A 21,775-nucleotide genomic window follows, 5' to 3' on the forward strand; every position below is an offset into this window, starting at 1 on the left:
ACATCAACGCGCGCATGAAAGTCCTTGTCTTTGGCGCGGGCGCCATCGGCGCTTACGTCGGCGGGAGCCTCGCGCTCGCGGGCAGTCAACTTGTGTTTCTCGAACGCGGCGCGAAAGTGGATGAACTCCGCGCGCGCGGTTTGAGGCTCGATCTCACTCTCGATGAAAGAAGAAAGACGAAAGATGCTTTTCGGCTGGACTCCTCGTCTGTTGTCTTCGTCTCTTCGATGGAAGATGCGCTTCGTTACGGACCCTTCGACCTGATCCTGTTTGCGTTGAAATCGTACGACACCCCAGCCGCTCTCGAAACCCTCAAGCCTTACGCGGATAAAATGCCGCCGGTGCTGTGTCTCTCCAACGGCATTTCAAACGAACAATTGATCGCGGAAGTTGTCGGCAAAGATAAAGTCATCCCCGGCACGGTGACCACCGCCGTCGGCAAACGCGGACCGGGCGATATTGTCCTTGAAAAATTGCGCGGCATCGGCATTGCCAAGGGACATCCTCTTGTGCCGGGTCTGCTGGTCGCGTTCGATAATGCCCTGCTCAACCCGCGCTTGTTCGCTGACGCGGCTTCGATGAAATGGTCGAAGCTGTTGACGAACCTGATCGCCAACCCCACCTCCGCCATCCTCGATATGACCGCCGCCGAGATCCTTGCGAATAGAAAATTATATAAATTGGAAGTGGCAATGCTGAGCGAATGCCTCGCGGTGATGCAGGCGCAAGGCATTGCAGTGATTGACCTGCCTGGCACGCCCGTCCGCGCGTTGGCGTTTGCGACGAAATTGCCGTTGTGGTTATCCAAGCCGTTCCTCAGCCGGGCGGCTGGCGCGGGGCGTGGAAACAAAATGCCGTCCTTTCACATTGACTTGCGCTCGGGTCGCGGCAAAAGCGAAGTGGATTATCTGCACGGCGAGGTCGTCCGCGCGGGCGCACAATTCAACGCGCCGACGCCTGTGAATAAAATGTTGACAGAAACATTGCTCGCATTGGTCCGCAAAGAAATTCCGTTGGATGAGTTTGAAAAGAAGCCTGAGAAATTATGGTTGAAAGTTGAAAGCGCTGTCCTGAGCCTGCCGAAGGGTCAAAGGTCGAGTTGAGGTTTGACTTTCGACCTTTGACTGTAATGAAAGAAGAAAGATGAAAGAATTCAATCTTGTCTCTCCTAGACCTGAAGTCGAAATCCACCTCCCGGATGGGCGCGTGATCGCCGGTCCGCGCGGGAGCAACGTGGGAGATTTTCTGTCGGTGGTCGAACACGATTCACAGCTCGTTGGGGCGGTGGTCAACGGCAATCTGCGTGAATTAAGCTTCCCCGTCGGAATGGATTCGCGCGTCAGCCCGGTTACCATGTCTACGCCCGACGGGACGCGCATCTACCGGCGCTCCCTCACGTTTTTGCTGGAGATGGTGTTCGCGGATATGTATCCGCTGGCGACGTTGTTCATCGACCATTCGGTCGCCACAGGCGGATTTTACTGCGAAGTGAAGGGGCGCGATCCGCTGTCTGTTTCTGAATTGGGCGTGTTGAAGGTCTTGATGCAAAAGTTTGTCAAAGACGACCTGCCGTTTTTGCGAAAAGAAGTCCCGTTGAAAGAGGCGATGGATTATTTTCTGGCGCGCGGCGAGGAAGATAAAGTGCAATTGCTGAAATATCGCAAGAAAGCATATCTTACGCTCTATAGCCTCAACGAACGCATGGACTATCATCACGGCTATATGGTTCCGTCTACGGGATATTTGCGCTGGTTCGATCTCGTTCCCGCCGGCGATGGCTTTACCTTGCTGTATCCGAGTCGGCATAATCCTAATGAACTTTCGCCGACCTCCGAATACCCGAAATTACTGGCGACCTTTTTGCAATACGGCGGCTGGCTCGAAAAACTCGGCATCTCGAACGTTGGCGCGTTGAACCACGCGATCGAAGCGGGTCATGGCGATGAGATCGTGATGGTTTCGGAGGCGTTCCATGAACAGCGGCTTTCGCAAATTGCGGGTCAGGTTGCCGAACGGATCGACCGCGCGCATGTGATTCTGGTTTCGGGTCCCTCGTCCGCGGGCAAGACGACATTCTCGCGGCGGCTTACCGTGCAATTGCTGGCTCTCGGCATTTCGCCGTTCCCGCTCGAACTCGATAATTATTTTCTGTCGCGCGATCAAACCCCGCTCGGCGAAGACGGCAAGCCAGACTTTGAAGCCCTCGAAGCGCTCGACCTCGCGTTGCTTGCCGATCATTTGCAAAAATTAATTCATGGAGATGAAGTTCAACTTCCGCGTTATAACTTCAAGACCGGTCAACGCGAGGCAGGGGAGGTTATCCGACTCGCGCGCGGACAGCCGATCATCCTCGAGGGGATTCACGGACTCGACCCGCGACTCATCCCGGCGAGCCTCAGCGGCGAGGCGTTCCGCATCTACATCTCGGCTCTGACGCAATTGAACCTGGATCGCCATAACCGGGTCTCTACCACCGACACGCGCCTGCTGAGACGCACCGTGCGCGACGCGCGCGAACGCGGCTACACGGCAACGCAGACCATCTCGCGCTGGGAGTCGGTGCGGCGCGGCGAAGCGAAATATATCTTCCCCAATCAAGAAAATGCCGATGTGATGTTCAACTCCGCGCTGGTCTATGAAATGGCGGCGATCAAGTCTCTTGCCGAGCCGTTGCTCAGGCAGGTGCAATTCGGCACACCCGAATACATCGAAGCCAAACGCCTGCTTGCGTTCCTCGAATGGTTTGTGCCGCTCGATTTGAATCTCGTCCCTGAGACTTCGATCATGCGCGAGTTCCTCGGCGGTTCGATTCTGAAGGATTTTACGGTGTGGAAGAATAAGTAACGGTTAGCTCGTTTTGATTTTATAGATGTGTGAATTAATCGCAATCCCATAAAGCCAGATACTCTTGACAATTCAAACATTGAAAGAGATAGACACCGATTGAATAGGAAACTGATTTATCATCGGGTGAATCGGGTCGGATATTATCAAACCACTGCCAGAATTCTTCATCATCGCTAGAGAATCTTTCGTCTCTCGGATGGAAAAGCAAGTGCGTTCTGCCCTTAGGGGCAATTTCCAATATATCGGGTTTTCCTGCCTCTTTAATAAAACAACAATAATCGGCACAATGTATGGGCCAATGAAAATCTTGCCATGTTATTACAGTCGGTGTGCGATGGATTAATTCATCATCTTTAGCCTGCGCTAAGCGTTCAACTTCTAGAATACTTAAGTTTGGTTGTTTCTCTCGAATCTGTATTTTTAGTTCATGCAAATTGCCTGAATTAGTAAATACTTGTTTCTCAGCCAACTTGCCGTTAATAAGGCATGTTTCACAGACGAATTCGATGTCAATGTCTCCGTAAAATACGCCGCCTTGGTAACCAGAGGATAGATTGCCGCAAAGATCACACGTCCGCAACTCCTTTGAGTAGCAGGAAAAATCGTGGGGACTATGATGGTAGCGAAACAAGAAATCACTCATTGAAATTGCCTCAACTTTTCAATGCCTTAATGATGTAAAGTGACGGGCTAACTAGTGTTTATACCGTTAGTCTCATATAACTGCCTAAAAACAGACGTTTCCACCTAAACGCCTAATTCAATTAGGACATTAGGCGGTCATAGATTAATGATTGACGAGATTATAACCCCGCTCCCAACCCTCACAACAACTTACTCCCCAACGGCACGGACTTGTCAGGCACGCACAAAGCGACTTCGCCGTTTTCGTTGTGGAAGCCTGTCACCAAACATTCCGACATAAACGGACCAATTTGTTTCTTGGGGAAGTTCACCACCGCAACAACTAATTTCCCAACCAGTTCTTCTGGCTTGTACAAATGCGTGATCTGCGCGCTCGATTTCTTGATTCCAAGTCCCGCGCCAAAATCCACTTCAAGGATGTAGGCGGGCTTCCGCGCTTGGGGGAAAGGCTTGGCAGAGATCACCCGTCCCACGCGCAGTTCGACTTTGGCGAATTCGTCCCAGGTTATTGTTTCCATAAATTTCTATTTCACTGCAATAAGATTTTCAATCTCACGAAGCACGGATTCGAAATCAGGCAAACCTGCTTCAACAACGATTTCATCGGCTGTATGCTTATGGTGAGGCGCGGAAGAGAGATCGGGATAATGTGGGGAATTGTCGTAGCGGAAAATCATCGTTGCATCCCCTTGCTGATAGTGGTAGGAGTATGCAATTTTTACTGGGTTGCCCTGTCCTACAAACAATTCCCGAAAATGTAATCGGGAATTGTCAATGAAGTAAATGTCGCCGCGAATGAACCAGGCATCTTTGCGGTCGTCGAACGAGAGGAGCGGCTCATGCACGAAAGGAGATGCAGCAAGTAGAGTCTGCAACCTCTCGAAATACTCATTCAACTTGCGCCTCGCGCATAGATTGAAGTTGATTCTCAAGGTGGTGCATGGCTTCTACTTCCATCCACCAGTCGAGGAGGTCTACTGTTTCTTCGATTTCGCGCGCTTTGAACTTCCGCTCGAACTCCTCCGTGGTCATGTCGTAGCGTTTTTCGAAAGCTTCCAATGCGGCGCGTGTCCGCTCGACGGAATGTTCGAGCAGTTTCGCTTCGCGATCCATTGCCGCGCGAACTAAAGGTTTGAGCGCGTCTGCATTTTCAGTACGGATAACAATTTCTTGTAACATGCGGCTATCCTTTCTGCATGTTCGATATTATAAGCCAAATTCCTGTGGCAATAATTTCCCGTGACTCACCATCACCCTCGGCGTGGAGTGTTCGCGCAGAGCCTCCAGCACATTCGGCTGATTCAACACGACCAGATTCGCATTCCCTCCGACTTTCAACATTCATCGCCCTCGCCGCATTGACGGTTGTTGCTATTAAGAGAGTGTTTCTTAAGTCTGAATCGCGCGTACGAAAAGAGCATTCACCACAGAGAACACGGAGTCCACAGAGGATTCTAAAAGGTTTTCTCGGTGATCTCAGTGTTCTCCGTGGTAAAAAGCCTTTAAGAAACAGTCTCTAAGGCAGACACGCAGATCTGCCCCTACGTGTTCACATCTCCGCTTTTGATGCTGGTGTAACTGGATTTGAAATTCAGGAAATACGACTCATAATATTTATACGACACGCCTGCGAGGAGAACCGTCAACGCGAGGGTGAGGGGGTAGAGAAAGGCGTCCGAAGGCGCGCCCAGCCAGCCCGTCGTATGAAGCGCGAGGACGATGGCGATGGGATGGTACATGTAGAGTCCGTACGATATTTTGCCAAGATAGCGAATCGGTTTTTGTTCCAAAGAAATAAAAATGTTTTTGTTCGCGGCGAAATTCAAAATGAGGATGCCGAACCAGACCGAATAAAATTCCTTGTAGAGATAGGGGAAGGGAAGATCGTTGACCGTGATATGCGGAAAATACACGCCGCGATACAACATGATGGACGTGAAGACAAGCGCGAAATAAAACAAATAGTTGTTGAGAAAAATTTTCAGCGCGCGATGATTCGAGTGAAGCAGGAGCGCGAAGAATCCGCCGATCGCCATGCTGGGGATGTTGAATGATTGCCAGAAGGCGTTGATCTCGTATTTGTAGACGAGAAAATTCGTGCGGTCTGAATACAAGGCGCGGGCGAAGAGTAAATATCCGAACACGATGAGGAGCATCAACGCGATCCTGTAGCGCTTGATGAATTTCAGCAGGGGAGCCCAAAGGAGATAAAACTGTTCCTCCGTGCCGATGGACCAAGCCAGTGACGCATACGGCACCACGCCGAGAACGGCTGGGACAAGGTTGGGTAGAAAAAATATGTACAACAATAATTTCAGAGGCAGGTTTTCGTAGATCGTCGCGCGGTCATACCCAGGGAGGACGAAAAGGGGCAGGTTGGGGAGGACTGCAAACGCGAGGGCAACGATCAGAAAATAGAGAGGCCAGATGCGCAAAATTCTTCGCAAATAAAAATTTTTTATAGCGATTGTCTGCGTTCTGTTTTCCTCTTCGAGTAAGAGATACGTGATGAGGAATCCGCTCAGCACGAAGAAGAGGATGACGCCGAGTTCGCCGATGATCTGAATGAACGTCGAGGAGAAATTATTCGGCAATCCATAAATGTCTTTGATCTGCTCGATGTGATGCACAATGACGAGCAGCGCGGCGATAAATCGCAAGCCGTTGAGGTTGGGGAAGTAAATTCGGTCTTTGGTTAGCAAGGCGGTTATGTCTTTTGTTAGAGCAACACTTGCACCAGGATCATCACGCAGAACCCGATGATGAACGCCCAAGCCACTTTGATCGGCGTGGAGGCATGTAACGCCTCGGGGATCAGTTCAAGGATGACGAGGAAGATCATCGCGCCAGCGGCGAACCCCATCAGAACGGGCATGATGGGTTGAAATAACCACGAAACATACGCGGCAGGGACCGCGGCAATCGGCTGGGGCAGGCTGGTGAAGAACGCCGCCCAAAAACATTTCCAGATCGACGCGCCTGCCGCGCGCATGGGAATGGCGACCGCCAGCCCTTCGGGAATGTTGTGGAGCGCGATGGCGACCGCAATGTAATTGCCGAGGTTGTTTTCGTACACCGCCGAGGAGGCGTACCCGACTCCCACCGCTACGCCTTCGGGAATGCTATGGATCGCCATCGCCACGAAGATCAGCACCTGAGTTTTGTTGCCCCAGCGTTTCCAATTTCCTTGCTCAAGTCGCTCCGCTGAAAAATAGGTATCCACTTGCGAAAGGAACAATGCGCCGAGAACGATCCCGAACACCATCGGCAAAGCGTCGGCAAGTCCGATGTGACCGGAGGAGATGGTCAGCCCTGGCAAGATCAAATTGTAGACCGAAGCGGCGAACATGAGTCCGCCCGCCGCAGAGTAAGCGAGACCCGTATGCTTGCGAAGATCGAAGGCTTTGATCGCCAGCGGCAGCGCGCCCAGCCCGCAGGTGAAACTGGCAATGATACCGGCGACCAAGCTTTGCGTAATGAAAATCGGCATGTTTTTGTCCTGTCACAATTTGATCAACGATCCAGATTCATATCTTCCATCGAGAGTTCGTCTTCCACAGGTTCGAGATGCGTGAAGACCGTCACCGCGCCGCCGAGTGCGACGCGAATATCCGCTTCGAAATCCTCGGCGATGTGATGCGCGTCGTGCACCGTCCACTCGCCCGGCACGAGCATATGTACCGACACGAATTGTCGCGCGGCGGCTTGTCGCGTGAGCAAGGCGTGAAAGGTCACGCGCCTAACGCGATATTTTTCCATCACATCTTCGATCAGTTTAATTTCCCTCAGTGGCAGAGACGCGTCCATCAACCCGGCGACCGAGCGGCTCATGAGTTGATACCCCGTCCAAATGATATTCAACGCGACAAGGATAGCGATGAGCGGATCGAGGATCGTCCAGCCTGTGAGCGCGACAATTGCCACCGCTGCGATGATTCCCGCAGACGTCCACACGTCGGTCATCAGATGCTGCGCGTCGGCTTCAAGGGTGATGGACTTGCGCCGCTTCCCCTCGACGGTCAACCTGCGCGCCACTAGGAAGTTGATCACCGACGCCAAAACGGATACGCCCAACCCCAGCCCCAACTGTTCCAACGGTTGCGGATTCATCAACCGCGGAACCGCCGCGCTGACGATCCCCGCCGACGCGCCGAGGATGAGCAAGCCCTCTGTCGCGCTGGCGAAATATTCCGCTTTGCTGTGACCATACACGTGACTCTCGTCCGCCGGGCGCGCGGCGATGGTCAACATGCCCAGCGCCATCCCCGCGCCGACGAGATTCACCAACGACTCGATGGCATCCGAAAGCAGACCCACCGAACCTGTCAGAAAATACGCGGCGGTTTTCAACGCGATGGTCGCTAGCGCCGCGCCGATGGATAACCACGCAAACCGCGTCAACGATGCGCGGTTTTGCATCACGTCGTTATGTTCCGCTTTTTTGTGAGGCATGGGTAAATGATACTTGTGGAACGAAAAGTGCGTAAGGGACGAAAATCATATAACGATAGGACTTACGCAGTTGTACTGCCGCCGTACTGCAACTACGGCGAAACAGGTTCAATTGCGTAACTCCTAAACTATTAAGCCACCGATCATACGAATTGTCTCGGAATTTTTAATTAACGTCAATAATGGATAACAGAATCATGACATGCTGAGGGGCGATTTTGCCCCGAAGCATCTCGGAAAGGCTCATCCGAGACCCTTCGGTCGCTGAAAACCGCTCCCTCAGGGTGACATAACGGTAGTTTTGGTTTATCCATTGTTCAGGTTAATTATTGACGGACATTACGCAGTTGAAGTCAGGTTGGTTCTCGTAATGCGACATTCATGTCGCGCCTGCGCAAGAATGACTAGAAAAGCGAGATAAATCTCGCGCTACGATCTTTACTGCGTCAGGTGAGTTATTGATCTTGAATTGAGAAAATCGAAAAGCCAACCTATGAAACCGGTTGGCTTAATTCGTGTAAATCAGTGAAATCGGTGGCTAATTCAATCCGATGCCGCGCGCCATGAACGCCGCCGCGAGTAAGATGATGGCAAGCCCGATCACTTCCACCCAAAGGATCATGCGTGTCCGCTTGAATTCTTGGTCGCTGATCTCTGGCATTTTGTTCTCGTTGATTGCTTTATTCCAACGGATGTAACGGATCGTCGGGTCAATGGACAGCAAACCAACGATGAGGAACGCGCCCATCTTCACCCAAAAGAATGGACTCTGGCTGTAAAACGCCGCGCCTTTCTCAAAGAAGAACACGCGCAACAAGCCGACGATCAACAAAAGCCCCGCTGAAATCCCGTAGAACAAATCCACGCGCTGGATGAGGCGCGTTTCTTCAAGAGCGAGTCCTTTGCGATAGGCGATGAATTCGTACACCACACACGCCACCAGCGTGAACGCAAACAGGTGATGTAGAAATGCCATGAGTGCAGAGGTCATATTTTTATCGCGCCTTCCCTGAATTGCGTGGGCATCTCATCAAGTTTTGCCTGCAATGCTGTCAGCTCGTCAATGGATCTCATCCGACGAGTCATGGAGATACAATGGGAAGCCCATCCAAGGACTCGTTACACGTCAAATATTGTGGTGAACTGAAAACCCAGCTTTTGTTATTGTCGGCATCCACAGCGATCAAGAGCCAATCTCCATCCTCCGAACGACCGATGGGTTGAACTGTTTCCCCTGACTTCAAATAGACCGAGGAGGAATAATCGGTTCCGGGTCCGCTTCGCACGCGTAATGTCTGCGCTCTGACGTCGCAAATGACCACCAAGACAAGCGGCTTGACCGTCAACTCATCGAAGTGGATATGCACGGCAGTCACATCCAACGATTGGACGAAGAACCCGACCTCGCCGCTCGCATAATCCGCATCGGTCACCTGGCCGACAACCTTGTCGTTGATGCTGAACGTGAAGCTCGCTCCCTGCGCGTCCACTCGCAATACATCCTCCACGTCCGGATCGTGAATGCCATCGTCTGTCCCCTCCGCCAACACCGTCAATGCGGATGGCGTGCTTTTGAGAACATACCACTTCTTCGCGCGTTGTGAGATCACGAAAGCATAATACTGATCCCCCGAGCGACGGAACACCGGACCGAAATTAAAGTCACCAGTTTCAGCCGTCTTGCTCGCCGCGGCAAACGCTTTAACCTCTATGCTGACGTCGCCATAACTTTGCTTGCCGGGTTCAAATACGGTCGTCTTATAGTTTGGACTTGATATTTCAACGTGATAATACTCTGGCTCGTGATACCCGATGAAAAAATTGTCGAACTTCTCCTCGGGCCAACCCGTGGCAGGATTCGTAAAGTCATCGTGATAAAGTGCCGCTGTAGAATCTGGGGAGGCGGGGCCGGCAAATTTGCGAACCGTCAACTCATCGAAGTGGATATGAACGGCAGTCACATCCAACGATTGAACGAAGAACCCGACCTCGCCGCTCGCATAATCCGAATCGGTCACCTGACCGACAACCTTGTCGTTGATGCTGAACTTGAAGCTCGCTCCCTGCGCGTCCACGCGCAACACATCCTCCGCATCGGGGTCGTGTATGCCTTCATCGGTCCCCTCCGCCAACACCGTCAAAGCGGTTGGCGAACTCTTGAGAACATACCACTTCTTCGCGCGTTGTGAGATCGCGAAAGCATAATACTGATCCCCCGAACGGCGGAACACCACGCCAAAATTGAAGTCACCAGTTTCAGCCGTCTTGCTCGCCGCGGCAAACGCTTTAACCTCTATGCTGACGTCGCCATAACTTTGCTTGCCGGGTTCAAATACGGTCGTCTTGTAGTTTGGACTCGAAATTTCGACGTGGTAATACTCCGGCTCGTGGTACCCAATGAAAAAATTGTCGAACTTCTCTTCGGGCCAACCCGTGGCAGGATTCGTAAAGTCATCGTGATACAGGACATTACTATCAGCCACCGTCTCGCCGTGATCATGCTCAGGTGTAGGCGTGCTTACAGCCTCTTCTGTTGGAGTCAGTGGGGATGTTTGCGTGGCTTGTCCCTCAGGGGACGCTCCTATCGAACAACTTGATAACAATACTGCGATGATCAAGAGCGATGAAAGCCAGAAATACTTGTAGTGTACATTTCTTATCATAGTAGCACTCCGTTACTTAACTCACCTTACGCAGTAAAGGTCGTAACGCGAGACTGCGAAGCGCCTCGCGTTTTAGGCTGTCCTTGCGCAAGAGCGACATAAATGTCGCGTTACGAGAACTGAATTGATTTCAACTGCGTAACATCAGTTACTTAACCTGATCGGCGGCGCAACGAAAGCCGGCAAACTTTACATAACGCTCGTCATCCGGCAGGACCGATAAACGATATGCGAGGTCGAGGATCGGCAAACCGAATCGTCCCCCGCGCAAGATTTTCGAACCGGCGGGTGTCTCTGCATACGGTTCCCCAACCCATTCCCAGACGTTACTTGCCAAGTCATACACCCCAAATGGGCTTTGATTGAAGGGCATAGACCCAACTTCATAAGTATCCTGGCTGGGAAGGTCCAATACCTTACCTCCCGCGGTTGGATCTTCACCCCAGGGATATAAGCGCGGATTCGGACCGGACCCGCGTCCAGCCGCTTCCCATTCTGCCTCAGTTGGCAAACGCTTGTTCGCCCAAGTGCAATATGCCAATGCTTGATCCCACGTCACCCCGCGGACCGGTTGATTCCCGGCTCCAAGTATTTCTTGTGACTGCCCGTTTGTCGCGGTTAAGAATTGTGCGTACTGGTCATACGTAGTTTGATATTTGTCGATCCAAAACCTATCTAACAATACCTCTTTTGGAGGGCTGTGATAATCATCTCCAGCCAACGAACCGACCACATACGTGTCGGAGGGAATCTCCGCCATCCCTTCCGCGCTGGGAAGGTCCCCGGTTGCAGACGCTGGGCCGCTCACTGGCGTTTCATTGTTCACGGGAGTTTCAACCGCCCCGGTTAGCCGCGAGAATAAGAAGAACGCGCCGATCAACAGCGTGATCAATCCTATAACAAAAAAGGCTCCCACTCCGATCCATACATTCTTGCGTGAGGCTGTCATTTGAGCTTGCGGTGCGGCGATCTGAGGCGCTGATCCGTACACATTGCTGTGCACACTTTTTGCCTCTTCGGGGAGCGCATTGATGATCGTCTCCGCCTCTCGGCTCATGCCAATGGCAAGATAAAAATCAACTGCCATATTGCTCGACGTCGGATAACGGTCCTCGGGCTTTTTGGTAAGCGCTCGGTCGATCACTTTTTGAACGGCTGGAGAAATGCCGGAGATAGGCGGAGGCGGATCGTTGATCTGTTTGTAGATCACGGTCAATGAACTGTCTGCCTCGAACGGAACGCGCCCTGCCAGCATTTCATACAATACGATGCCCAGCGAGTAAATGTCTGTCCGGTGGTCTATCGAATCGCCCCGCGCCTGTTCCGGTGACATGTAAGCGGGCGTCCCGCTGACCATGCCTGAGGCGGTCTGAGAGGCTGAATTGGCAATGCGAACCAGCCCGAAGTCGGTGAGAATCGCTTCGACGTCGTTCGTGAGCGGTTGGTCGAGAGGAATCTCCCCCGTCTTTTTATGGAGGAGGATGTTCCCCGGTTTGATGTCTCTGTGGATCACGCCCTGCTCGTGCGCATAATCCAGCGAGGCGGTCAATGCCTTGAGGAGCCGTGCCACTTGATGAGGTTGAATCCGCTCGTTGCGCCCATGCAATTCACGCAGGTAGGATGCAAGCGTCGGTCCCTTCAGGTATTCCATGACAATGTAGGGATGCCCATCCACCGCGTCGAAATCGTAGATTTGAACGATATTGGGATGCCTCAACCCCGCGACAACTCTCGCCTCGCGGTGAAAGCGCGCCAGCAGGTCTGAGTTTTCCTCAATGTAGCTATGCAATACTTTTACGGCGACTTGCCTGTCCAGGGTAAGGTGCGTGCCAAGATACACCTCAGCCATACCCCCGTGCGCAAGGTATTTATCTATTCGAACTCTGCCAATCGTTTTGCCAAGCCAGTCTGGCATATAAAAGATTATACAGCATGAAACGGACTATTTTTGTCCGAAAAAATGGCAATAGAGTTCCAATTAGCGCGTGCTGGGCTGCTTAACAACCAAATGGAAATGCGTTCTGACATATAATCCCCGCAATGGACGAACACTACGACGCCATCATCATCGGCGGGGGAGTGGCAGGACTCACCGCCGCGCTCCACCTCGCCGAACGCGGACTCAAGCCGCTCCTCCTCGAAGCGGATGAACGCGCAGGCGGAAGATTGTCGGGCAAAGACGAGATCAACATCAACGGGTGGAAATTCCCAAACGAACATGGCGTGCATGGCATCTGGTCGTCGTATTTGAATCTCAAAACGATGTTGCGGCGGCAGGGGATCATTGACCGCCTCATCCCTGCCAACGACGAGCAATGGATCTATCGTCAAAACAATTTTATCGGGCGCGTGAATATCGGCTCGATGATTCGCAACAGCATCCTGCCTGCGCCGCTTCATTATCTGCCGTTGTTATTCCATCCAAAATTTATGTGGATGCTCAGCCTCAGCGATTGGGCGTCGCTGTTCCATGTGTGGGGCACGCTCCTCATGTCCATCGGCATCGATCCGTTCGTGGAAGACCAGCCGCTCGAAGGGCTCACGTTTGGCAAATCGCTCAAGCGTTGGGGTCCCGCATTCCGCGCGTTGTTCTTCGGTCTCACGCGCAACGGGCTCTCCACAAATCCCGACGATGTTCCGCTCGCGGGCTTCCTCGCCTTCCTCCGTTTTTACACGGTGATGCGGCGCGACGCGTGGCGCTTCGATTATCTTCCCAACGGCGGCGGCGACGTGTGCGAAAAATTGTCGGCGAAGATCATGCAACACGGAGGCGCGCTCAGGTTCAAGTCGCGTGTGAAGCGTGTTGAAAAAGATGATGATTGGATTACGCACTACGAGTCAGATGGAATCCCCTCTTCGACTCGTTCCCGCTTCGTCATCCTCGCTTCCGACTCCCCTTCGGCTGAATCGCTCATCCTCAACAGTTTCCACACTGACGGTTTGTTCTTCCCACATGGACTCGCCCACGTGGTGATTCGATTATGGTTTAGCAAACAACCGCGCAAACATCCCGAAGCGGGAATTTTCAGCGGCGACTTTGTGATGCACAATTTTTTCTGGCTCGATAAAATTTACGACGAGTATCGCGCGTGGAGCAACGAGACGGGCGGCGCGTGCATCGAAGTCCACGTGTACGGACCCGAGGACGTGTTGCAACAAACCGACGCCGTTCTGCTGACAACTGTGTTGACGGATTTTTATCGCGCGTTCCCCGAATTGAAGGGACATCTCATCAAGCCGCATCTGCAACGCAACGCCGCGACCCATACATTGCCCGCGTTGGGCGCGCGCGGCACGCATCTTGGTGTTGAAACGCCATGGGAAAATTTTTTCTGCGCGGGTGATTGGGTGCGGCATGAAACTCCCGCCTTCTTTTTAGAACGCGCCTGCGTGACGGGACTCGAAGCCGCGAACCGCGTGTTATCGTCCTGCGGAAAAGAATCGTTTGACGCGCAACCCTATCCGCCCGCCGAACCGCTCGCCGCATGGATCGAAGCGATGATGATGAGGGGGAGACGGCGTAAAAAACGCAGGTTGTAACTTTCCTGTTCTGCTGGCAGGTCTCTCCTGTGCTACACTGCGCCACATCCGGTCTATGGCAAAAGACAATGCGCAAGTCAACAAAATTATTAAATAGAATTTCTTTTCTGTTCGTTTGGTTTACGCTCATCGTTGGGCAATCTTGCGCCGCGCCCGCCGCGTTGGCGGCGCAGGACAAATGGACAGTGATGGTGTACATGGTGGGGGATAATGAATTGGAAGAGTATGTGATCCCGGATATTGAAGATGAACTTGCTAGTACAGGATCGAGTCAGGATGTCAATGTTCTCGTGTTGGCAGACCGCGCCCCAGGGTACGATATCAGTCAAGGCGATTGGCAGACAACGAAGTTGTTTTACGTTACACAAGGGATGACCGCAGATTCGGCGAACGCGGTAGCGGATTGGGGTGAGAGAAATATGGGCGACGCGCAAACTTTGATCGAATTTATCGCCTGGTCGAAAGCCAACTATCCTGCCGATCACTACGCGTTATATTTTTGGGATCACGGTTGGAGTTGGCATCCCGGCTGGGTTCTGATCGACGAGACGGACGGCGACACGCTCGATTACGACGAATTGAAAAACGCCATTCCATCTTTAGGCTTTATCGATGTGGTGGGTTATGACGGATGCAACATGGCGTCTCTTGAAATGTTGCAGGTTTGGCGCGGGTACAGCACAGCCCTGACCAGTTCGCAGGAATACGTGGAGGACTATGGAATTGAATATGATGTTCTCCTTGCCGAATTACTTGCCAACCCAAATATGAACGCCGATGACGTGGCGATTGCCACCAGCCAGAGCGCAATATACGATAAGACCTGGTCTGCGCTTGCTACTGATGCCCGTCTCGATACGCTTCTTGCCGCTGTGGACGACTGGTCTATCGCTTTGCTGAACGGATTGCCCGAGAACCGCGCGGAGTATCAACGCGCGTTCGAAGCCACGCAGTCTTTTTGGGATGCGCCAATGGACAAAGACTTGTATGATATGGCGTATGAATTGGAGCGTAATGTAGCCGATCGGGAAATAAAAACCAAGAGTCAGGCGGTGATGGATGCGGTCCGGCAGGTGGTCTTGTTTGAAAAACGCGCTGAAGAATATAGCGGCGCGAACGGCATCACGATCTATCATATTTCAACGGCTTCCGAAAAAGACCCCGACTATCTTTACTATCGTTCAATGATCGATCTCGCTATCCAAACCTCATGGGATGAGTTTCTAGACTCGTATGCAAGATAATTCTTGCGCGCGTACGTGCCGTCAGAGTAGGTAGATAGGTAAACAGGTAGACACGTAGACACGACCTCCGAGTTTTTGACTTGGAGGTCGTGTCCACTGATGACTGATAACTGATCACTTTCTCACCGACTCACTGAATCACTCCCAACCTCCTCCCAACCCTCGCAAACGCCTCCAACCCCTGACCGAGATCATCGCGGTCGTGCGAAGCGGAGATCATCACGCGAATCCGCGCTTTGCCTTTTGCCACGGTGGGGAATCCGATGGACATGGCGAACACGCCTGCCTCAAAGAGTTCGCGGCTGAATTGTTGCGAGAGCGACGCTTCGCCGAGCATCACGGGCGTGATGGGAGTTTCGCTGACGCCTGTATCGAATCCTAGTTTCTTCATTTCAGTCTTGAAGTATTTGGCGTTGTCCCAAAGTTTATCCACAAGTTCGGTTGATTCTTCAAGCAGGTCAACCGCCGCCAAACATGCCGCCGCATCGGGCGCGGTGACTGCCGATGAGAACAGGAACGGTCGTCCGCGTTGACGTAGCCATTCGATGATGACTTTATCGCCCGCGACGATTCCGCCGACGACGCCGAACGCTTTCGACATCGTGCCGACTTCAATATCCACTTGACCGTGCAAGCCGAAGTGATCCACGATGCCGCGTCCGCCTTTGCCGAGCACACCTTCGCCGTGCGCGTCGTCTACCATAAATAAAATATCGTATTTCTTTGCGACCTCAACCAGAGCGGGGAGAGGGGCGATGTCGCCGTCCATGCTGAAGACGCCGTCAGTGATGATCAACGCGCGGCGGAAAGATGACGCGTGTTCTTTGATCGCATCTTCCAACGCGCTCGCGTCGTTATGTTCGTACGCGACGATCTTCGCGCCCGAGAGTCGGCACCCGTCAATGATCGAAGCGTGGTTCAGGCGGTCCGAAAAGATCACATCTTCTTTTCCGACCAGCGCCGAGATCGCTCCGAGATTTGCGGTGAAGCCCGATTGAAACGTGATGACATCCTCCGCGCCCTTGAATTTTGCGAGCCGCTGTTCGAGTTGCACATGCAGGTCGGTCGTGCCAGCGATCGTCCGCACTGCGGCGGGACCCACGCCATATTTTTTCGTCGCTTCTTTTGCGGCTTCGACCAGCTTCGGATGATTCGCCAAGCCCAAATAATTATTCGAGCAAAAATTCAGCACATCTTTTCCATCCACGATAATGCGCGCGCCCTGCGCCGAGCCGATCGTGCGGATGCGGTTGTACAATCCCTGCTCTTTCAATCCGTCAATTTCCTGCGCGAGCCAAGTGAGTTTGTTTGTCATGGGAACTCCTGCTAAAAAGAGAGTAGAGAATTAGAGATTGGAGAATTGTAAACCGTAATTTGTAATTGGTAATTCAACGCGCCTTTATCTGCGCAGAGATTATAGCAACTTTCACCTCTTCACCTGTCATCATTTTTAGCGAAAGCCGTCATGAAAAAAGAATACATTTCCAACAGTCCCTCTGTATAATTCGTTCATTCTATGAATGCCAAAGCCATCCCCGAGCAGATCACCGATCTCAAAACCGCCATCGCCGCGCAGGAAACCATGCGCTCAACACTGGGGGATGCTGTGGTGGATACCACCCTCGCCGTCTTGCGCGGACAGTTGGATGAACTGGAGCGGCAATCTGCCCAGCAGGATGCGGCGAATCAAGCCCGACGGCGGCTGGTCTCAGTCCTCTTTGCCGATATCTCAGGGTTTACCGCGCTCTCCGAAACCATGGACGCGGAAGATGTGGCGAACCTCGTCAATCACTTGTGGATTCGCGCCGACCGCGTCATTCAAGAATATGGCGGGCATATCGACAAACACATCGGCGATTCGGTCATGGCGATCTGGGGCGCCGATGCCGCCCGCGAGGACGATGCCGAACGCGCCATCCGCGCCGCGTTAAAGATGCAGGAAATTTTCAAAGAGAATGCGGGCAACATGTCTATTAGTTTGAAGGTGGGAATTAATAGCGGGCAAGTCTTATTGAGTTCTATCGGCACGCAGGGCGAATTCACCGCAATGGGAGATACGGTGAACACGGCGAGTCGTTTGGTTACCTCGGCAGGCGGGAACCAGATTTTGATCTCCTACGATACCTATCAGCTCGTGCGCGGGGTGTTCGATGTGCAAATTCAGACCCCGATTACTGTCAAAGGCAAAGCGGAGCCGTTGCAGACGTATGTGGTACAGCGCGTCCGCCCGCGGGCGTTCAGGCTGGGGAGACGCGGCGTCGAAGGCGTATCCACTCGAATGGTCGGGCGCGAAGCGGAATTCTCCATCATCAAACAGGCGCTCGAGCAGTGCGCGACGAATCAACGCGTTACGCTGGCGGTCGTCAAAGGCGACGCGGGTTTGGGGAAGAGTCGTTTGATCTACGAATTCGAAGCCTGGCTCGATACTCACCCGACAGATTTCTTTTTGTTCAAGGGACGCGCGGACGAGGAGACAACCAGCTTGCCATACAGTTTATTACGCGACGTGTTAAGTGAACGGTTTCAGATTTTGGACAGCGACACGCAGGCGGAAGCGCGCGATAAATTGCGAAAAGGCATGACCGAGATGATCGGCGAGGGGAGCGAGGAACGCGCCGCGTTCATCGGCGAGTTGATCGGGTTTGATTTTTCAGAGAGCGAATTTTTGCGCGGTATTCGCAACGATGCGCGACAGATTCGCGCGCGGTCATTTAGCCATCTCGCGCAATTTTTTGCCGGGGTTGCCCGCGAATTTCCCATTGTGATCTTGCTTGATGATATTCACTGGGCAGATAACGGCTCGCTTGAGTTGATTGACTATCTTGCGAAATTGGATTCCGCCCTGCCTCTGTTCATTTTGTGCACGGCGCGTCCGATCCTGGATGAAATACACCCAAATTGGGGCGCGGATTTTCCGTTGAGCGAGATCATTGCCATCAAATCGCTGGATATCGAATCGAGCCGCGCATTGGCAAGCAACATTTTGCAAAACGTCAACGACCTGCCGCGCGAACTGGTTGAAACGGTGGCAAAGAACGCGGAGGGGAATCCGTTTTACCTGGAAGAATTGATCAAGGTGTTGATCGAAGATGGAGTGATTGTGAAAGGGGATGAAGCCTGGCAGATCGTGCCGCAACGGCTTACGCAAATGCGCGTTCCTGCCACATTGACCGGTGTGTTGCAGGCGCGTCTCGACCGACTCCCTTCCACCGAAAGCGACGTACTCGAGCGCGCCGCCGTGATCGGGCGCACCTTTTGGGATGCGGCAGTTGAAGCCATGCGCGGCTCCGAGGCTGCGCGGGCGCTGGCGGGCGGTCACGATGTTCATTCCGCGCTCACAGCCCTGCGCACGAAGGAATTGGTGTTTTCCCACCAGCCATCTGCCTTTGCAGGAGCGCAGGAGTTTATTTTCAAACATGCCATCCTGCGCGAGGTGACGTACGAGCGCGTGCTCAAAGCCCGGCGCAAACTGTATCATCGCATGGCGGCAGATTGGCTGATCCAACAAAGCGGCGAACGGATCGGCGAGTATCTCGGCTTGATCGCCCAGCATTACGAACTGGCAGGCGACACCACGCGGGCGGTGGACTTTCTCGAACGCGCGGCGGACCAATCTCTGCGGCTGAGCGCGTACCACGAGGCATTATCCGCCTCGGAGCGGGCGTTGGCGATCATTGCCGCATCGGAGGATAAAAACCCCGCCATGCGGGCGCTCATGCTTTTTCATATCGGCGCATCCTGTCTCTGGCTGACGGATTACCCCACTGCCAAGGCGCGCTTCGAGGAATGTATCGCGCTGGCTCATTCGGCGGGCGACCATGCCCTGAAGGCAAAGGCATTAGCCCGCCTCGGGCGCATCGGCTTGGAGCAAAATAATGTTGACGTGAGCCAAACCTGTTTTCAGCAAAGTCTTGCCATCGCGCGCGAGTTGAACGATCTCGACCTCACCGCCTATGCTCTGGCGAGTTTGGGCTACATTTATCACTATCAGGGGCTTTACGAAGAGGCGGAGCAGTTTGGCAGAGAAAGTTACGCGATTACCGAAAAAACAGGCGATGCCATTGCGCAGGCGTTTTCATTGAATATGCTGGCAATGAGCAGTGTCAACCGCGGCGACTACGAATCGTCCCAACGGTATCACCTGCAAGCGATCGGGATCTGCAAAACCTCCGGCGACCGGTACGGGTTGGCGCGCGCCGAAAGTAACCTGAGCGAGTTACTGCGAATTCAAAAACGCTATGCCGAAGCCAGACTGCACACGGTGGAGGGGATCAAGATCACCCGCGAACTTGGCAACCGCTACGCGCTTTCGATCATGCTCGTCAATCTCGCGTATTCTCAGGCGGGGCTGGGTGAAATTCGCGAAGCCTATGCGTCGGTGCGCGAGGCGTTGCAACTCAACATCGAAAACGACCTCGGCTCGTGGATCATCTTTTCACTGGTTGGCTATGCTTATGTCTTGCGCGTTGAAGGACAACGCGAACGAGCCTTGCGCGTCCTTGGCGCGTGCCTGCATCACCCTGAAGCCAATAGCGACACGCATCGCGATATTCAAATTATCCTCGATGAAATGAAACAGGAAAGAACCGACGATATCGAACTCGAACTGGAACGCGGCAAGTCGCTCGACATCAATAAAGCCGTTGTGATGGCGTTGGGCGGCTAATCATTCCCCTCTGCGAACAAGCCCAACTCGATCATCGCCTCCATCACTTTTTGGATGGCTCCACTTTTGACGATGACCGCCGTTGGACTTAATACCTCGCCCAAAAATTTTCCCGCCCGCGATTTACGCATCTCTTCCAACACTTCGGGCTGACTCACCCGTAGGATGGTTTGAGTCTCCGCCCGAGCCTCGGTGCCCTTAGCCTCCCAGCGTTTGAGCGCTTTCACCAGCGGCGGCGGGACTTTGTTGTCGGTATGCTTCACCAGCAGTGACAACAATTGCTCGGCTTTGAGTCCCTGCTCTTTGGCGTGTTTCAGCGATCGCGCAGTGATGTGATATTTGTATGCGCTCCTACTGGCGGGATATTTTCGAAGTGATGTGTCAGAACCATCGTCTTCCCATTCACAAAAACGAGCAATCTGATAACGAACCACGCGCGGCGCATCTCGCGGAATAGAAATTTTTCCATTGGAAGCAACAGCAACCTTGCCTCTCTCGTCAAAGGTCGAAGGTCGAAGGTCTGACCTGTGACTTTCAACCTTCGACTTGATTCGGAAAGAAGTGGGTTCTGTTGTTCCCTCTGCAATCGAAAGATCAACCCTCCCCAACCAATGGAGAATATTGATGAAATATCGAATCAACGCGCCGTCCACTTCGTTCCATGAGTCGAAGCCGCGCAGGTATTGCCCGTCGGAGGCGCGTTTGATGAACCATGAGTCATAGTCGCCTGCGGGACGCTGAAAATCGGGTTGGTTTTGCTTTATCGCTTGGACGAAACTTGCCACGCTCCACCATTTGTTGGCAGGGACAGAATTGATGAACCCGAGGATCGTGTTGCGTGTCTCGCGCGGTGAGTTGTTCCACTCGCCTTCGCAGACGATGTTCGGCATGAGTTTGAGTTCGTTGAACGAGTCGCTTGCGAGCCATGAGTCGTGGAGCATCTTCAACGCGTCCGCGCGTGGGGATTCGAGGAAAGTTTTTACAAGTTCAGTTTGGATGTTGTTGTTCGTAATGAGATTTGCAGCGGCAAGCAATGCGGCGAGTCGTTGGTCAAATTGCCAATCCGCCCGACCCATTCTCAGCGCGGCGAGCAGGGTGGTTGCATCGTCGAGGATGGAATCGTCGGCGGGAATCTCCGTCCCTTTTTCGTTGGGGGAGGCGGGGCGACCCAATGGATCAATTATTGCCGCAGAGTCGCGGAGACGCGGAGATTCTTTTTGAATTTCTCTCTGTGACTCTGTGTCTCTGTGGCTGATGAGTTTGAGTAAATCATCTGGAATATACGCGAACTCCTGCGAGCCTTTGTCTGTTTCAAAGAACGCGCGCGCCAGTATGCCGCGATAAAAAAGAATCTCTGCCGCCGATATGGGACTGCGATGCGGATGTTCCCTGTCACGTTTGCCTGCGCCCATTTCGCGGATGTCGCCGAATTGACGCGAGAACGCCGCCCAGGCGATCCGCCCGTTGGAGGCGAGGAGGGCGGCGAGGGCGGAGGCCGCTTCGGGGGGGAGAGAGGCTAAATGGTCTCCGAGCAGGTCGAAGTCGAGGAGAGAAGCGGACAGTTCATCCCGCGCTGAATCTGAATCCGTAGAATCCAAATCGAGTCCCCATAGATCCGCGATGATGCGGAGGTGTCCGATGTCTTGGTTGAGGAGGGAATGGATTAAGTCGGGCATATCTACTTTCCACTTTCTATATTCTACGGTAGAAAGCGGACA

At 53.1% G+C, this 21,775-nt stretch carries 17 protein-coding genes; 5 read left to right on the top strand and 12 right to left on the bottom strand.

Annotation, left to right across the window (positions count from 1 at the left end; translation table 11 throughout):
- The first annotated feature begins 14 nt into the window (after nt 1-14).
- Entirely contained in the window at nt 15-1,103 is a 1,089-nt protein-coding gene (locus tag IPM31_09290; protein MBK9007173.1) for a ketopantoate reductase family protein, read from the top strand.
- Between the two features lie 40 nt (nt 1,104-1,143).
- On the top strand, nt 1,144-2,844 hold the full coding sequence (locus tag IPM31_09295) for a nucleoside kinase (GenBank protein ID MBK9007174.1): 1,701 nt from the start codon (nt 1,144-1,146) through the stop codon (nt 2,842-2,844).
- A 34-nt stretch (nt 2,845-2,878) separates the two neighbouring features.
- Here the strand turns inward: IPM31_09295 and IPM31_09300 are convergent, their stop codons facing one another.
- The 10 genes from IPM31_09300 to IPM31_09345 all read right to left on the bottom strand — a co-directional run bounded on the left by IPM31_09300 (nt 2,879) and on the right by IPM31_09345 (nt 12,522).
- Nucleotides 2,879-3,490 carry a CbrC family protein gene (locus IPM31_09300; protein ID MBK9007175.1) on the bottom strand — a complete coding sequence of 204 codons (612 nt, stop codon included), beginning with the start codon at nt 3,488-3,490 and terminating at the stop codon, nt 2,879-2,881.
- Nucleotides 3,491-3,671: 181 nt separating this feature from the next.
- Nucleotides 3,672-4,010 carry a tRNA-binding protein gene (locus IPM31_09305; protein MBK9007176.1) on the bottom strand — a complete coding sequence of 113 codons (339 nt, stop codon included), beginning with the start codon at nt 4,008-4,010 and terminating at the stop codon, nt 3,672-3,674.
- Nucleotides 4,011-4,016: 6 nt separating this feature from the next.
- Nucleotides 4,017-4,388 (bottom strand): hypothetical protein, encoded by a 372-nt coding sequence (locus IPM31_09310; protein ID MBK9007177.1) that lies wholly within the window; start codon nt 4,386-4,388, stop codon nt 4,017-4,019.
- A complete protein-coding gene (locus IPM31_09315) occupies nt 4,381-4,671 on the bottom strand; it encodes a hypothetical protein (protein MBK9007178.1) in 291 nt (96 codons plus the stop codon). The genes IPM31_09310 and IPM31_09315 overlap by 8 nt, the downstream gene beginning before the upstream one ends.
- Before the next feature lie 362 nt (nt 4,672-5,033).
- Nucleotides 5,034-6,194 carry an acyltransferase gene (locus IPM31_09320; GenBank protein MBK9007179.1) on the bottom strand — a complete coding sequence of 387 codons (1,161 nt, stop codon included), beginning with the start codon at nt 6,192-6,194 and terminating at the stop codon, nt 5,034-5,036.
- A gap of 17 nt (nt 6,195-6,211) precedes the next feature.
- A complete protein-coding gene (locus IPM31_09325; GenBank protein ID MBK9007180.1) occupies nt 6,212-6,982 on the bottom strand; it encodes a ZIP family metal transporter in 771 nt (256 codons plus the stop codon).
- Between the two features lie 23 nt (nt 6,983-7,005).
- Complete coding sequence (locus tag IPM31_09330) at nt 7,006-7,911, bottom strand: cation transporter (GenBank protein MBK9007181.1); 906 nt, start codon at nt 7,909-7,911, stop codon at nt 7,006-7,008.
- 571 nt (nt 7,912-8,482) lie between these two features.
- On the bottom strand, nt 8,483-8,935 hold the full coding sequence (locus IPM31_09335) for a DUF2214 family protein (protein ID MBK9007182.1): 453 nt from the start codon (nt 8,933-8,935) through the stop codon (nt 8,483-8,485).
- Between the two features lie 91 nt (nt 8,936-9,026).
- Nucleotides 9,027-10,607 (bottom strand): SH3 domain-containing protein, encoded by a 1,581-nt coding sequence (locus IPM31_09340; GenBank protein ID MBK9007183.1) that lies wholly within the window; start codon nt 10,605-10,607, stop codon nt 9,027-9,029.
- Nucleotides 10,608-10,755: 148 nt separating this feature from the next.
- A complete protein-coding gene (locus IPM31_09345; GenBank protein MBK9007184.1) occupies nt 10,756-12,522 on the bottom strand; it encodes a protein kinase in 1,767 nt (588 codons plus the stop codon).
- Between the two features lie 125 nt (nt 12,523-12,647).
- Here IPM31_09345 and IPM31_09350 point away from each other — a divergent pair, with 125 nt between their 5' ends.
- Together IPM31_09350 and IPM31_09355 are read left to right on the top strand one after the other, a co-directional pair.
- Nucleotides 12,648-14,147: an FAD-dependent oxidoreductase gene (locus tag IPM31_09350; protein MBK9007185.1), complete on the top strand. Its 1,500-nt coding sequence runs from the start codon at nt 12,648-12,650 to the stop codon at nt 14,145-14,147.
- 68 nt (nt 14,148-14,215) lie between these two features.
- Complete coding sequence (locus tag IPM31_09355) at nt 14,216-15,391, top strand: hypothetical protein (GenBank protein MBK9007186.1); 1,176 nt, start codon at nt 14,216-14,218, stop codon at nt 15,389-15,391.
- 130 nt (nt 15,392-15,521) lie between these two features.
- Here the strand turns inward: IPM31_09355 and IPM31_09360 are convergent, their stop codons facing one another.
- Complete coding sequence (locus IPM31_09360; GenBank protein MBK9007187.1) at nt 15,522-16,706, bottom strand: glycine C-acetyltransferase; 1,185 nt, start codon at nt 16,704-16,706, stop codon at nt 15,522-15,524.
- Nucleotides 16,707-16,907: 201 nt separating this feature from the next.
- Here IPM31_09360 and IPM31_09365 point away from each other — a divergent pair, with 201 nt between their 5' ends.
- Nucleotides 16,908-20,057, top strand: a complete 3,150-nt coding sequence (locus IPM31_09365; protein ID MBK9007188.1) for a tetratricopeptide repeat protein — start codon at nt 16,908-16,910, stop codon at nt 20,055-20,057.
- Here the strand turns inward: IPM31_09365 and IPM31_09370 are convergent.
- On the bottom strand, nt 20,054-21,733 hold the full coding sequence (locus IPM31_09370; protein MBK9007189.1) for a helicase-associated domain-containing protein: 1,680 nt from the start codon (nt 21,731-21,733) through the stop codon (nt 20,054-20,056). The genes IPM31_09365 and IPM31_09370 overlap by 4 nt on opposite strands.
- Between the last annotated feature and the right edge of the window lie 42 nt (nt 21,734-21,775).

The sequence above is a fragment of the Candidatus Defluviilinea gracilis genome, from assembly GCA_016716235.1.
GTDB classification, from domain to species: domain Bacteria; phylum Chloroflexota; class Anaerolineae; order Anaerolineales; family Villigracilaceae; genus Defluviilinea; species Defluviilinea gracilis.

What these genes read in the sequence shown, in the direction of transcription:
- IPM31_09290 (MBK9007173.1), top strand. Translation starts at nt 15, where the DNA reads ATGAAAGTCCTTGTCTTTGGCGCGGGCGCCATCGGCGCTTACGTCGGC.
- IPM31_09295 (MBK9007174.1), top strand. Translation starts at nt 1,144, where the DNA reads ATGAAAGAATTCAATCTTGTCTCTCCTAGACCTGAAGTCGAAATCCAC.
- IPM31_09300 (MBK9007175.1), bottom strand. Translation starts at nt 3,490, where the DNA reads ATGAGTGATTTCTTGTTTCGCTACCATCATAGTCCCCACGATTTTTCC.
- IPM31_09305 (MBK9007176.1), bottom strand. Translation starts at nt 4,010, where the DNA reads ATGGAAACAATAACCTGGGACGAATTCGCCAAAGTCGAACTGCGCGTG.
- IPM31_09315 (MBK9007178.1), bottom strand. Translation starts at nt 4,671, where the DNA reads ATGTTACAAGAAATTGTTATCCGTACTGAAAATGCAGACGCGCTCAAA.
- IPM31_09325 (MBK9007180.1), bottom strand. Translation starts at nt 6,982, where the DNA reads ATGCCGATTTTCATTACGCAAAGCTTGGTCGCCGGTATCATTGCCAGT.
- IPM31_09330 (MBK9007181.1), bottom strand. Translation starts at nt 7,911, where the DNA reads ATGCAAAACCGCGCATCGTTGACGCGGTTTGCGTGGTTATCCATCGGC.
- IPM31_09335 (MBK9007182.1), bottom strand. Translation starts at nt 8,935, where the DNA reads ATGACCTCTGCACTCATGGCATTTCTACATCACCTGTTTGCGTTCACG.
- IPM31_09340 (MBK9007183.1), bottom strand. Translation starts at nt 10,607, where the DNA reads ATGATAAGAAATGTACACTACAAGTATTTCTGGCTTTCATCGCTCTTG.
- IPM31_09345 (MBK9007184.1), bottom strand. Translation starts at nt 12,522, where the DNA reads ATGCCAGACTGGCTTGGCAAAACGATTGGCAGAGTTCGAATAGATAAA.
- IPM31_09350 (MBK9007185.1), top strand. Translation starts at nt 12,648, where the DNA reads ATGGACGAACACTACGACGCCATCATCATCGGCGGGGGAGTGGCAGGA.
- IPM31_09355 (MBK9007186.1), top strand. Translation starts at nt 14,216, where the DNA reads ATGCGCAAGTCAACAAAATTATTAAATAGAATTTCTTTTCTGTTCGTT.
- IPM31_09360 (MBK9007187.1), bottom strand. Translation starts at nt 16,706, where the DNA reads ATGACAAACAAACTCACTTGGCTCGCGCAGGAAATTGACGGATTGAAA.
- IPM31_09365 (MBK9007188.1), top strand. Translation starts at nt 16,908, where the DNA reads ATGAATGCCAAAGCCATCCCCGAGCAGATCACCGATCTCAAAACCGCC.
- IPM31_09370 (MBK9007189.1), bottom strand. Translation starts at nt 21,733, where the DNA reads ATGCCCGACTTAATCCATTCCCTCCTCAACCAAGACATCGGACACCTC.